This window comes from Pseudomonas sp. S3_B11 (assembly GCF_054667715.1).
On the sequence record NZ_CP162749.1, the window covers coordinates 5,144,954 to 5,157,953 of the forward strand.

General features: G+C 62.1%; 13 protein-coding genes. 8 read left to right on the top strand and 5 right to left on the bottom strand.

Features of this window, described 5'->3' with window-relative positions; all coding sequences use genetic code 11:
* Positions 1–29 precede the first annotated feature (29 nt).
* The gene (locus tag AB4O22_RS23135) at positions 30–458 is read right to left on the bottom strand and encodes a hypothetical protein (RefSeq protein WP_223470767.1); all 429 of its coding nucleotides are present in this window, start codon (positions 456–458) and stop codon (positions 30–32) included.
* Positions 459–539: 81 nt separating this feature from the next.
* On the opposite strand from AB4O22_RS23135, the gene AB4O22_RS23140 reads away from it, so the two are divergent.
* The 3 genes from AB4O22_RS23140 (at position 540) to AB4O22_RS23150 (ending at position 3,221) form a co-directional block, all read left to right on the top strand.
* Complete coding sequence (locus AB4O22_RS23140; protein WP_003197497.1) at positions 540–890, top strand: MerR family transcriptional regulator; 351 nt, start codon at positions 540–542, stop codon at positions 888–890.
* 25 nt (positions 891–915) lie between these two features.
* A complete protein-coding gene (locus AB4O22_RS23145) occupies positions 916–1,602 on the top strand; it encodes an SDR family oxidoreductase (RefSeq protein ID WP_003197496.1) in 687 nt (228 codons plus the stop codon).
* A 260-nt stretch (positions 1,603–1,862) separates the two neighbouring features.
* Complete coding sequence (locus tag AB4O22_RS23150) at positions 1,863–3,221, top strand: 8-oxoguanine deaminase (protein WP_223470769.1); 1,359 nt, start codon at positions 1,863–1,865, stop codon at positions 3,219–3,221.
* Between the two features lie 123 nt (positions 3,222–3,344).
* On the opposite strand, the gene AB4O22_RS23155 is transcribed toward AB4O22_RS23150, so the two are convergent.
* The gene (locus AB4O22_RS23155) at positions 3,345–4,436 is read right to left on the bottom strand and encodes a calcium:cation antiporter (protein WP_460097253.1); all 1,092 of its coding nucleotides are present in this window, start codon (positions 4,434–4,436) and stop codon (positions 3,345–3,347) included.
* Positions 4,437–4,813: 377 nt separating this feature from the next.
* On the opposite strand from AB4O22_RS23155, the gene AB4O22_RS23160 reads away from it, so the two are divergent.
* From AB4O22_RS23160 to AB4O22_RS23170, 3 genes are all read left to right on the top strand, one after another.
* Positions 4,814–5,896 (top strand): BMP family ABC transporter substrate-binding protein, encoded by a 1,083-nt coding sequence (locus AB4O22_RS23160; protein ID WP_223470771.1) that lies wholly within the window; start codon positions 4,814–4,816, stop codon positions 5,894–5,896.
* Positions 5,897–6,038: 142 nt separating this feature from the next.
* Positions 6,039–7,004: a 2-oxoglutarate and iron-dependent oxygenase domain-containing protein gene (locus AB4O22_RS23165; protein WP_027911820.1), complete on the top strand. Its 966-nt coding sequence runs from the start codon at positions 6,039–6,041 to the stop codon at positions 7,002–7,004.
* An 83-nt stretch (positions 7,005–7,087) separates the two neighbouring features.
* Entirely contained in the window at positions 7,088–8,041 is a 954-nt protein-coding gene (locus tag AB4O22_RS23170; RefSeq protein WP_223470773.1) for an adenosine deaminase, read from the top strand.
* A 118-nt stretch (positions 8,042–8,159) separates the two neighbouring features.
* Here the strand turns inward: AB4O22_RS23170 and AB4O22_RS23175 are convergent, their stop codons facing one another.
* The 3 genes from AB4O22_RS23175 to AB4O22_RS23185 all read right to left on the bottom strand — a co-directional run bounded on the left by AB4O22_RS23175 (position 8,160) and on the right by AB4O22_RS23185 (position 11,459).
* On the bottom strand, positions 8,160–9,542 hold the full coding sequence (locus AB4O22_RS23175; protein ID WP_013692173.1) for an MFS transporter: 1,383 nt from the start codon (positions 9,540–9,542) through the stop codon (positions 8,160–8,162).
* A 111-nt stretch (positions 9,543–9,653) separates the two neighbouring features.
* Entirely contained in the window at positions 9,654–10,388 is a 735-nt protein-coding gene (locus AB4O22_RS23180; protein ID WP_223470777.1) for an ArsR/SmtB family transcription factor, read from the bottom strand.
* 141 nt (positions 10,389–10,529) lie between these two features.
* Positions 10,530–11,459: a LysR family transcriptional regulator gene (locus AB4O22_RS23185; protein ID WP_223470778.1), complete on the bottom strand. Its 930-nt coding sequence runs from the start codon at positions 11,457–11,459 to the stop codon at positions 10,530–10,532.
* 113 nt (positions 11,460–11,572) lie between these two features.
* Between AB4O22_RS23185 and AB4O22_RS23190 the strand changes: the two genes are divergently transcribed.
* Both AB4O22_RS23190 and AB4O22_RS23195 read left to right on the top strand, forming a co-directional pair.
* The gene (locus AB4O22_RS23190) at positions 11,573–12,586 is read left to right on the top strand and encodes a zinc-binding alcohol dehydrogenase family protein (protein WP_460097255.1); all 1,014 of its coding nucleotides are present in this window, start codon (positions 11,573–11,575) and stop codon (positions 12,584–12,586) included.
* 243 nt (positions 12,587–12,829) lie between these two features.
* A complete protein-coding gene (locus AB4O22_RS23195; protein WP_003197476.1) occupies positions 12,830–13,000 on the top strand; it encodes a hypothetical protein in 171 nt (56 codons plus the stop codon).

Below are 13,000 nucleotides of genomic sequence, written 5' to 3' on the forward strand. Positions count from 1 at the left end.
CGCTCCCACACACGGCCGGCAGGCTCGACTCAGGCCCCCTGTGGGAGCGAGCTTGCTCGCGATGAGTCCCGAACAGGCAACACCTGAACCAAGCCCCACACCACCTCGAAAAACAGGAAAACCCACAACACCGCACTGGCCCCATGAAGCAGCGCATACAGCATCCAGGCCGAAAACAGAAACCGCCCCGTCGCGTCATAACGCCCGTACAGCGCCTGCGGATCCCGAATCCGCAGCACCGCCCACACGCAGACAATCGAGCCCATCAAATTCACCATCAACACATGCGCCGGCGCAAATGGCGGCAGGTCCCCAGGCAGGTCAAATAGCTGAGTCATGCTCACCAACACGCCATGCAGTGCCGCAAAGCTCCACGGCGTGACCAGCGCGGCCGACACGATCAGGTCGTACCAGGCGCTGCCAAGCACCACCCGGCGGTATTGCATCGAAGTCCACATACACTTTGCTCCAGATAATTGGGGAGCGAAAAGGCTAAAGCCTGGGGTATGCTCCAAGGTCAAGTCCTCTGGAGTTCCACAATGCGCATCGGTGAATTAGCCCAGGCCTGCGCCGTCAGTCGAGACACACTGCGCTTCTACGAGCAGCGGGGCCTGATCGCGGCGACGCGCAGCGCCAACGGCTATCGCGACTACCCCGCCGACGTGGTCCAACTGGTGCTCTATATCAAGACAGCCCAGCGCCTGGGCTTTACCCTGGGCGAGATCGGCGCCAGCGTCGCCGCCCTGTGGAACGCCCCCGACCCGGACTGCGCCGTGACGCAATTGCTGCAAGACAAACTGAACCTGATCGAAACCCGCATCACCGAACTCGACGCGTTGCGTCACGAGCTGAAACAACGGCTCGGACAACGCTGTCCATTAAATCCATGACCTTTTTCTTTCAAGGATGCCTCTCATGAATTCGGCAAGAAACGCATTGATCATCGGCGCCTCCCGGGGCCTGGGCCTCGGTCTGGTGAAGACGCTGCTCAGCGATGGCTGGAACGTGACCGCCACCGTGCGCAACCCGCAGAACGCAGAGGCTTTGAAGGCGCTGGGCCCGGTGCGGATCGAAAAACTCGACATGGACGACCAGCAAGCGGTCATCGCCCTGAGCCAACAGCTCAAGGGCGAGACCTTCGATCTGTTGTTCGTCAATGCCGGCGTCAAGGGCCCGGACAACCAGAGCCCGGGCGGTGCGACGCTGGCCGAAGTCGGCCAGTTGTTCTTCACCAACGCGGTGGCGCCGATCAACCTGGCCCAACGCTTCGTTGGCCAGATCCGCGACGGCAGCGGCGTGCTCGCCTTCATGAGTTCGGTGCTGGGCAGCGTGACCATGCCCGACGCGCCGGAACTGGCGCTGTACAAGGCCAGCAAGGCGGCGCTCAACTCCATGACCAATAGCTTTGTCAGCCAACTGGGCGAGCAGTCACTGACCGTGCTGTCGCTGCACCCGGGCTGGGTGAAGACCGACATGGGCGGCGAAGGAGCGGACATCGATGTCGAGACCAGCACTCGCGGGCTGATCGACCAGGTCGATGCCTTTTCCGGCAAGGGTGGGCATCATTTCGTCAACTACCGGGGCGAAACAATCCCTTGGTAACTCCGCTAATCCCCTGTGGGAGCGAGCTTGCTCGCGATGGCGGCAGGTCAGTCGACATCGATGTTGGATGTGAGACTGCCATCGCGAGCAAGCTCACTCCCACCAAGCCCTCTCCTAATAGGAACCTGAGTTGGGCACTGGAAATGTGTCCGGCAACCTGAGTAAACTCCGACCCTCGCCCCCCACGGCGACCCTGGATCAGCAGACAGGGCATCACTGAGCTGGCTAACCTGAACCCACTTTCAGAGGAGCCGGCCACCATGCCTGCGACCCGTACCTGGTTAAAAAATCCCTTCGCCATTTTCACGGCCAACGACCTCGATGCCCGTGGCGGCCTCGTCCTGCAGGACGGTGTGATCGTCGAACTGCTAAGCGCCGGCCAGCAACCCGCCCAGCCCTGTGACGACATCTTCGATGCGCGCGAGCATGTGATCCTGCCGGGGTTGATCAATACCCACCATCATTTCTACCAGACCCTGACCCGTGCCTGGGCGCCAGTGGTGAACCAGCCGTTGTTTCCCTGGCTGACGACCCTCTACCCTGTGTGGGCGCGGCTGACCCCGGAAAAACTTGCCCTGGCCAGCAAAGTGGCCTTGGCCGAGTTGCTGCTGTCGGGCTGCACCACCGCGGCCGACCACCATTACCTGTTTCCCGAAGGCCTGGAAAATGCCATCGACGTGCAAGTGCAGAGTGTTCGTGAACTGGGCATGCGCGCGATGCTGACCCGCGGTTCCATGAGCCTGGGCGAGGCCGACGGTGGCTTGCCGCCGCAGCAGACCGTGCAGCAGGGCCAAGTGATTCTCGACGACAGCCAGCGCTTGATCGCCGAGTACCACGAGCGCGGCGACGGCGCGCAGATCCAGATTGCCCTGGCGCCCTGCTCACCGTTTTCGGTCACGCCGCAGATCATGAGCGCCAGCGCCGAGCTGGCGGAAAAACTCGACGTACGCCTGCACACGCACCTGGCCGAAACCCTCGATGAAGAAGCGTTTTGCCTGCAACGCTTCGGCCTGCGCACCGTGGATTACCTGGACAGCGTCGGCTGGCTTGGCCCGCGTACCTGGCTGGCCCACGGCATTCATTTCAACCCGGATGAAATCGCCCGTCTCGGCGCCGCCGGCACCGGTATCTGTCACTGCCCGAGTTCGAACATGCGCCTGGCCTCGGGCATTTGCCCGACCCTGGACCTGACCGCCGCCGGCGCTCCCGTGGGCCTGGGGGTAGACGGTTCGGCATCCAACGATGCCTCGAACATGATCCTCGAAACCCGCCAGGCGCTGTACATCCAGCGCCTGCGCTACGGCGCGCAAGCGATCACGCCGGAGCGCGTGCTGGGCTGGGCGACCCGGGGCTCGGCGCAACTGCTCGGGCGCAGTGATATCGGTGAGTTGGCGGTGGGCAAGCAGGCCGACCTGGCGCTATTCAAGCTCGATGAGCTGCGTTTCTCCGGCAGCCACGATCCGATTTCCGCACTGCTGCTGTGCGGCGCGGATCGGGCGGATCGGGTGATGATCGGTGGGCAATGGCGGGTCATCGACGGGCAGGTCGAGGGGTTGGACTTGAAGGGCTTGATTGCTGACCACAGCCAGGCGGCGCGGGAACTGATCGCAGGCACCTGACTCAACCCAAATCCCCTGTGGGAGCGAGCTTGCTCGCGATAGCGGCCTGACATTCAACATCGATGTTGATTGATCTGGTGCTATCGCGAGCAAGCTCGCTCCCACAGGGGGACGGTGTTGAGCTTAGAGGCCCAGCAGGGACAACATGATGAACGTCGCAAACAACACAAAATGGGTCATGCCTTCGATGGCATTGGTTTCGCCGTCGTTGAGGTTGATCGCGCTGACGATCAGGGTGATGAAGATCATCACCGTCTGCACCGGGGTCATTGCCATCTGGAACGGCTGGCCGGTGTAGAGGGCCATGGCCTCCATCACCGGCACGGTCAGGATCACGGTGGACAGCGAAGCGCCCAGCGCGATGTTCACCACCGACTGCATGCGATTGGCGAGGGCCGCGCGCAGGGCGGTGAGGATTTCCGGTGCGGCGGAGATGGCGGCCACCAGGATCGCCGTGACCACCGGCGGCGCACCCGAGCCTTCCAACCCCAGGTCGAGGGCCTTGGACATGACTTCGGCCAGGGCGCCGATCACCACCACGCCAAACACCAACGCGCCGATGGAAAGCGTCAGGCTGATGGGTTCCGGCTCGTTTTCCACCGGCTCTTTCTTGCGGCGTTTTTCTGGATAGCTGTAGCTGAAGAAGTAACTGTGAGGCCCGACCTGCATGCGCAGGAACAAGGTGTACAGCACGATCATCGCGCCGATGGTAAAGGCCGAATACATTTTCCAGCTCTCGCGGGGAATGAACTCCGGCACCACCATCGATACCCCCATGGCGGTGAGAATCATCACGCTGTAAGTGCGCGCCGAATCGTCGTTGTAAGCCTGCTCGCCATGCTTGATCCCGCCCATCAGCGCCGCGAGCCCGAGGATGCCGTTGATGTCGAGCATCACCGCCGAGTAGATCGTGTCCCGCACCAACGTCGACGAAGCCTCGTTGCTCATCATGATCGCCAGGATCACCACCTCCACCAGTACCGCCGACAGCGTCAGAATCATGGTGCCGTAAGGATCACCGACCTTTTCCGCCAGCAGTTCGGCGTGATGGGCCACGCGCATGGACGCCGCGACGATGAAACAGATCAGGACCAGGCCGCCAGCCAACGCCACCACTTGCCCGCTGCCCAGCAGCCAGTGCTCCAGCGGATAGGCGATACACGCGGCGATCAGCGCCAGCAACAGCAGTTTTTCTTGCTTGAGCAAAGTGAGCATCGCGGGCCTGTCACCGTGGGCGGGGTCATGAGTTACTGACTATAGGAGGCGGTGAACGTTTCGTTCGGTGTGATGCACCAGGGGATGGCGTCTGCAGGCAGGGTGCACCTTTATTGTTCTCATGAGCCTCATCGCGGGCAAGCCTTGCTCCCACAGATATTGCGTCGCACTTGTGAAGCGAGCTTGCCCTCCCATGAGGTTGGGCTGCCCATCTGCTGGGGCAAGGCCTTATTCCACATTGTTTGGCCTTGCACTTGTGGGAGCAAGGCTTGCCCGCGATGACGGCATCAAGGTGTCGCAGATTTTGTTGTCTTGTTGGTCAGCATTTTGCATTGGTGCTGCACAGCCAACCTCACAACAAAATGGAGTTCGAGTTCATGCACAAACGCCCCTTGAAGAAGTTGCTTTGCGCCGTCGTCGCCGCCGTCGGCCTGGGCGCCGGCCTGAATGCCAGTGCCGCCGACCCGCTGAAGGTCGGCTTCGTCTACATCGGCCCGATCGGCGACCACGGCTGGACCTATCAGCATGAGCAAGGGCGCAAGGAGCTGGCGGCGAAATTCGGTGAGCAGATCACCACCAACTACGTGGAAAACGTGCCGGAGGGTGCCGACGCCGAGCGGGTGATCCGCAACATGGCCAAGGACAAGTACGACCTGATCTTCACCACCTCCTTCGGCTACATGAACCCGACGCTCAAGGTCGCCAAGCAATTTCCCAAGGTGATCTTCGAACACGCCACCGGCTACAAGCAGGACAAGAACCTGGGCACGTACCTGGCTCGCACCTACGAAGGTCGCTACGTCGGTGGTTTCCTCGCGGCCAAGATGACCAAGACCAAGAAGATCGGCTACGTCGCCTCCTTCCCGATCCCGGAAGTCATCCGCGACATCAACGCCATCCAATTGGCCCTGAACAAGTACAACCCCGGCAGCGAGATCAAAGTGGTATGGGTCAACTCTTGGTTCGACCCGGGCAAGGAAGCCGACGCCGCCAACGCGCTGATCGACCAGGGCGTGGACGTGGTGTTCCAGCACACCGACAGCCCGGCGCCGATCCAGGCCGCCGAGCGACGCGGCGTCTATGCGGTGGGCTACGCTTCGGACATGGCCCACTTCGGTCCCAAGGCGGTGCTGACGTCCATAGTCAACGACTGGGGCCCGCATTACATCCAGGCGACCCAAAGCGTGCTCGACCACAGCTGGAAATCCCAGGACTACTGGGGCGGCCTGAAGGAAGGCACGGTGAAACTGCCGATCAGCGACCTGGTGCCGGCAGCGGTCAAGAGCGAAGCCGAGCAGATCATCGCCGACATCGAGAGCGGCGCCTTCCACCCGTTCACCGGCCCGATCAAGGACCAGGCCGGCGTCGAGAAAATCCCGGCGGGCGTGAGCGCCACCAACGCGGAACTGGCGTCGATGAATTATTACGTCGAAGGCATGAAGGCTGAGATTCCCAAATAACCCAAGACCAACCCAAACCCCTGTGGGAGCGAGCTTGCTCGCGATTGCGGACTGACCTTCAATATCTATATTGGCTGACCCACCGCGATCGCGAGCAAGCTCGCTCCCACATGGGGTTCCTATCTCAAGTCAGGAAAGCAGTATGAACAGCCTTCCCATCATCGACATCAGCCCACTCTACGGCGATGACCCCGGCGCCTGGCAAACCGTCGCCAAGCAGATCGACCGCGCCTGCCGTCAATGGGGCTTTTTCTACATCAAGGGTCATCCCATCAGCCCGGCGCGCATCGCCGAGGTGCTGGACAGCGCCCACCGCTTCTTCGCCCTGCCCGTCGAAGAAAAACTCAAGATCGACATCACCCAGACCCGCCATCACCGCGGCTATGGCGCCGTCGCCACCGAACAATTGGACCCGACCAAGCCCAGCGACCTGAAAGAAACCTTCGACATGGGCCTGCACTTGCCGGCCGATCACCCCGACGTGCTGGCGGAAAAACCCCTGCGTGGCCCCAACCGCCACCCGGACCTGATTGGCTGGGAAAGCTTGATGGAGCAGCATTACCGAGACATGCAAGCGCTTGCGCAAACCCTGCTGCGGGCCATGACCCTTGCCCTGGGTATCGAACGGGACTTTTTCGACACGCGCTTCAACGAGCCGGTCAGCGTACTGCGCCTGATCCACTACCCGCCCCGCGACACCGCCAGTAGCGCCGAGCAGCAAGGTGCTGGCGCCCATACCGATTATGGTTGCATCACCCTGCTCTATCAGGACGCCGCCGGCGGCCTGCAAGTGCGCAACGTCGACGGCCAGTGGGTCGACGCGCCGCCCATCGACGGCACCTTCGTGGTCAACCTCGGTGACATGATGGCGCGCTGGAGCAACGACCGTTACCTGTCCACGCCGCATCGGGTGATCAGCCCGCTGGGAGTGGACCGGTACTCGATGCCGTTCTTTGCCGAGCCGCACCCCGACACGCTGATCCAATGCCTGCCCGGTTGCCAGGATGACGCCCACCCGCCAAAGTACCCAACGACTACCTGCGCCGAATTCCTGCTGTCGCGCTTCGCCGACACCTATGCTTACCGGCGTGAGTCGCTCGCCGTGTAGTGGATCAGCCGGTCAGGTTTTACCCGACAATGCGGCCAGCGCCTGTAGAATGCCCGCCATCGATTCGCTGATGAGAAAAGACCATGTACGACTGGCTGAACGCCCTGCCCAAGGCTGAACTGCACCTGCACCTGGAAGGCTCGCTGGAGCCCGAGCTGCTGTTCGCCCTGGCCGAACGCAACAAAATTGCCCTGCCGTGGAGCGACGTCGAGACCCTGCGCAAGGCCTATGCCTTCAACAACCTGCAGGAATTCCTCGACCTGTATTACCAGGGCGCCGATGTGCTGCGCACCTCCCAGGATTTCTACGACCTGACCTGGGCCTACCTGTTGCGTTGCAAGGCGCAGAACGTGATCCATACCGAACCGTTCTTCGACCCGCAGACCCACACCGACCGTGGCATCCCGTTCGAAGTGGTACTCAACGGCATCGCCGCCGCCCTCAAGGACGGTGAGCAGCAACTGGGCATCACCAGCGGCCTGATCCTGAGTTTCCTGCGCCACCTGAGCGAAGAACAAGCCGAGAAAACCCTCGACCAGGCGCTGCCGTTCCGCGAGGCCTTCGTGGCCGTGGGACTGGACAGTTCGGAAATGGGCCATCCACCGAGCAAGTTCCAGCGCGTATTCGACCGTGCGCGCAACGAAGGCTTCCTGACCGTCGCCCACGCCGGTGAAGAAGGCCCGCCCGAGTACATCTGGGAAGCCTTGGACCTGCTGAAGATCCAGCGCATCGACCATGGTGTGCGAGCCATTGAAGATGAGCGCCTGATGCAGCGGATCATCGACGAGCAGATTCCGTTGACGGTGTGCCCGTTGTCCAACACCAAGCTGTGCGTGTTCGACGACATGTCGCAGCACAACATCCTCGACATGCTCGAGCGCGGCGTGAAAGTGACGGTGAACTCCGATGACCCGGCGTACTTCGGCGGCTACGTCACCGAGAACTTCCACGCGCTGTATACCCATCTGGGCATGACCCAGGACCAGGCCAAGCGCCTGGCCCAGAACAGCCTGGATGCGCGCCTGGTAAAACCTTAAGCCTCACCGAAATCCCTATGGGAGCGAGCTTGCTCGCGAAGGCGGAGTGTCAGTCAACATCGATGTTGAATGTCGGATCGCTATCGCGAGCAAGCTCGCTCCCACAAGGGAGATGGTGTTAATCGGTGACGGTCGCTTCGCTCAACTCCTCCAACGTCTTGCCCCGCGTCTCCATCCCGAACAACCAGACCACCCCTGCCGCCACGGCGAAGCACAGCGCGCCCAGGGCGAACACGCCACCCTGGCCGGTGATGGGGAATACCAGCCCGGTTACCAGCGGGCCGAGCAACGAACCGACGCGTCCCACCGCCGAAGCAAAGCCCGAGCCCGTAGCCCGGGCCGAGGTGGGGTACAGCTCCGGCGTGTAGGTGTAGAGCACCGCCCACATGCCGAACAGGAAAAACTGCATCAGCAACCCGGTGCCGATCAACAGGCCGACGTTGCCGCCAAACACCGCGCTCTGCCCATACAGAAATGCCATCGCCCCGCCACCCAGCAGCGTGATGACGCACACCGGTTTACGCCCCCAGCGCTCCACCAGCCAGGCCGCCATCAAGAAGCCGGGAATCCCGCCCAGGGAAATCAGCACGGTGTAATACACCGACTGGGTCACCGCGAACCCCGACTGCTGCAACAACGCGCTGAGCCAGGAGGTCAGGCCGTAGAAACCGAGCAAGGCAAAGAACCAGACGCTCCAGATCATCATCGTGCGCTGGCGATACAGCGGTGACCAGATCTGCGCCAAGGCGGAAAAGAAACTGCCCGGCGTACTCTCAACCCTTGGCAAACGGATCGGCTCCGGCAGGTTCTGATGCCCCAGCGAGGTCCGGACCTTGTCTTCGATTCGCTTGAGCACCGCGTCCGCTTCGTCACCCCGACCGGCCTGTTCCAGCCAGCGCGGTGACTCGGGAATGAAGAAACGAATCGCCAGGACAAACACTGCCGGCACCGCCAGCACCAGAAAGATGTCGCGCCAGCCGACCACCGGCAGCAGGAAATACGACAGCACCCCCGCCGCCACGAAACCCAGCGGCCAGAAGCCGTCCATCAAGGCGATGTAGCGGCCCCGACGTTTGGCCGGGATCAGTTCCGAAAGCATCGACTGGGCAATCGGAAACTCCATGCCCATGCCGATGCCCAGCAGGATGCGAAACAGCGTCAAGGTCTCGATGTCCTGGGCCGTGGAGCACAAGTAACTGGCAATGCCCCACAACACGATGCTCCACTGGAACACCGGCTTGCGCCCGAAACGATCGGCCAGCATGCCCGACAGCGACGCCCCCACCACCATGCCGAAGAAACTCGAGCTGGCGAGCAAACCGGCCTGGGCGGTGCTCAGGCCAAACTCGGCTTTGATCGACCCCAACAGGAACGTCATCATCGCCAGGTCCATGGAGTCAAAGAAAAACGCCAGGGCGATGATGATGAAGATGACCCGGTGGTAACCGCTGATGGGTAACCGTTCCAATCGTTCCGCCGCGCTGTAGCCGTGAGTGTCCATGCTGCCTCCCCAATCCGATAATTCCCCGGACCGAGTGTGCGCGAACCTTGCAGGTGGCTATTGCTGAATACGACCTGCCGACAGCCCAGAGCGACGCGCCAGGAGCGTTTCCTAGATTGCCATCTCCACCGCGTCCTGCCGGGCGAACCGGTGGATTTCCTGCTGGCCGAGCATCGTCACCTGCAGGGCTCGCGAATCGTTGGGCAAGCTCAGCCAACCCGACTGCATGAACAGTTGCAGCAGGGCCGCCCCCAGCGCGCCCCCCAGGTGTGGACGACGCTCGCTCCAGTCCGGGCAGGCACAGGCAATGCGGGCGTTGCGATGGGCCAGGGCCTGGATGAACAGGCCACGTTCGGCCAACTGATTGGAGCCTTTGTGGGTGACGATCACCCGCGGCTCGAACTGCTCGATCCACCCGGCGTCCAGCAGGCGCTGATACAGGTCCGCCGCCAGGGTGCCCCCCAGGTGATCGTCGCAAAGCCTGGCCCGCATCAACGACGCGGGAGCCGACGGCGCTTTGGTCGGCATGACTCGGCGCTTGAAGATATCCGGGATCTGCCGCGGCGTACTGACCAGCGTCGCGCTGGCCAGCGCTTCGACGGCAGCGCCGATTTCAGGTGCTGCCAGGCGGAAAAACCGCTTGCGGCCGCGGGCTTCGACTTTCAACAGGCCTCCGGAGGACAGGCGTCCCAGATGCGCGTTGGCCGAGGACGGCGACAACCCGGCGAGCAACGCCAACTCCTCGGCCTGGCGGGCCGTGCCGTCCATCAAGGCCCACATCATTGCGCTGCGCTTGGGGTCAGCCAGCAGCGCGGCGATCTGGCTGATGCAAGGTGCATGTTCCATGTATTCACTCCCTGTTGAATCATTCGTCTACTGCTCTGGCGCAGGCGGCCGCTAGTATAAGCGGGGCGGTCGAGCTTTCCTGTCCTCCGGAAACCTTTGGAGGCGATTGTTCCTGAGGGAAAATTCTCTATTTGCCCGCGACTAATGGCCGGCCCCCGTCGAGAGAGGAAAACGAGCCGTCAACTCACCGCAGCGGACCTGGAGCATGTCCCGCAAAAGGTTGATGGGCTTGCTCAATTGCGCCCGATGGGCACACAGCAGATTGAGGGGCGCGCGTTCGCATCGCAGGTGCGGCAAGAGGATTTTCAAGCGCCCGGCCAGCACGTCGGTGGACACATCCAGCCACGATTTGTAGGCAATCCCGGCACCCGCCACCGCCCAGCGCCGCACCACATCGGCGTCGTCACTGAAGCGGTCGCCACTGACGGTAAGGCTCACTTCCCGTTTACCGTCATGAAAACCCCATCGGTCATGGACCCGACTGCCAAGCATGTACAACAGGCAGTTGTGCTGGGCCAGTTGTTCCAACTGATGGGGTTCACCCTGGCGAGCCAGATAGTCCGGCGATGCGCACAACACCCGGCGGTTATCCGCGGCAATGGGCAGGGCGACCAGGCTCGAATCTTCCGGCTCGCCATAACGCAAGGCGATGTCCACCGGCTGCTTGAACAGATCGGCCATGCGATCGCCCAGCAACAGCCGCACCGTCAGCCCGGGGTGCTCGCGCTGGAACGCGTCCAGCCAGGGCAGCAGCAGGTTGCGTCCCAAGTCCGACGGCGCGGACAACTGCAACACCCCACTGACCTGATCCTGGCCACTGGTCAACAACCGCCGGCCTTCGTCAAGGCTGCTCAATGCGGCACGGGCATATTCGAGAAAGCCCTCGCCTTCGGCCGTCAGGCGCAAGCTACGGGTGGAACGGGCCAACAGCCGCGCGCCGAGGTGCTGCTCGATCCGTTTCAACGCGGCACTGGCCACCGCCGCCGACAGATCCATGCCCCTGGCCGCAGCCGAAAGACTGCCCAGGTCCGCCGCCCGGACAAACAACTGCAAGTCATCGAAGCGAAGCATGACGACTCCATTATCAAAGAATTATTGAAAGAGCCTATTCTTTTAGCCGGTTTTATCTCGGCGATAAATAGCTAACCATGACCTTCATCGAACTCATCTCACGGAGCTGCTTCATGAAAGCCATCGCCTACTACCACTCGTTGCCCATCACCGACCCGCAATCGCTCCAGGACATCGTGCTACCAGAACCGGTCGCCGGCCCCAGGGACCTGCTGGTGGAGGTCAAGGCCATCTCGGTCAACCCGGTGGACACCAAGGTCCGCCAGAACGTCCAGCCCGAAGACGGCGTAGCCAAGGTGCTGGGCTGGGACGTGGCCGGCGTGGTCAAGGCAGTGGGCAGCGAGGTCACGCTGTTCAAGGCCGGGGACAAGGTGTTTTATGCCGGCTCCATTGCCCGGGCCGGCGGTAACAGCGAGCTGCACGTGGTGGATGAGCGCATCGTCGGTCACATGCCCAAGACCCTCGGTTTCGCCGAAGCGGCGGCGCTGCCGCTGACGGCCATTACCGCCTGGGAATTGTTGTTCGAGCGCCTGCAAATCCGGGAAGGCGAGGACGACCTGGGCCAGAGCCTGTTGATCGTCGGCGCTGCGGGCGGCGTGGGTTCGATCCTGACGCAACTGGCCAGCCAGCTCACCGGGCTGAAGGTGATTGGCACCGCGTCCCGTGCGCAGACCCAGGACTGGGTGCGCAACCTGGGAGCCGACCTGGTGATCGACCACAGCCAACCATTGAGTGAAGTGTTGAAAGAAGCAGGCCAACCCCAAGTGACTCACGTCGCCAGCCTGACCCAGACCGACCAGCATCTGGACCAGTTGGTCGAAGCGCTCGCGCCCCAAGGCAAACTGGCGCTGATCGACGATCCCAAGGCGCTGGACGTGACCAAGCTCAAGCGCAAGAGCCTGTCGTTGCATTGGGAATTCATGTACACCCGCTCGCTGTTCGAGACGGCCGACATGCTTGAACAGCACAAACTGCTCAACCGCGTGGCCGCCCTGATCGACGCTGGCACCCTGAAGACCACGGTAGGCGAGCATTTCGGCACCATCAATGCCGAGAACCTGCGCCGGGCGCATGCCTTGCTGGAAAGTGGCAAGTCCAAGGGCAAGATTGTGCTCGAGGGTTTCTGACAGCACTGGGCAGTCGCCCTGCAAACAATCCTGTGGGAGCGAGCTTGCTCGCGATGGGGCCAGGTCAGGCAACATTGATGTCGGCGGGTCTACCGCTATCGCGAGCAAGCTCGCTCCCACAGGTGTTGCATCAATCTGGAACTGCACCGTCAGTCCGAGAATTGATCCTTGTCACAATTGCGATCGCATTCGGGTCTACACTCGAGGCCTTTGCAACGCAATCTTTTCGTGAGGAGGTCAGCAATGAAGATCCTGATAAAAGAAGTGGCAAAATCCCAATGGCAAGTGCGCCTTGACCAGCACGTCGTCACCTTCCGTACCGAGGCCGAAGCCCAGACCTTCGCCAACACCCTGCAAGCGCGGATCCTCGCGCCCCATCATTTCCCCGAACAACAGCAGCGCGCGGCCGGCTGA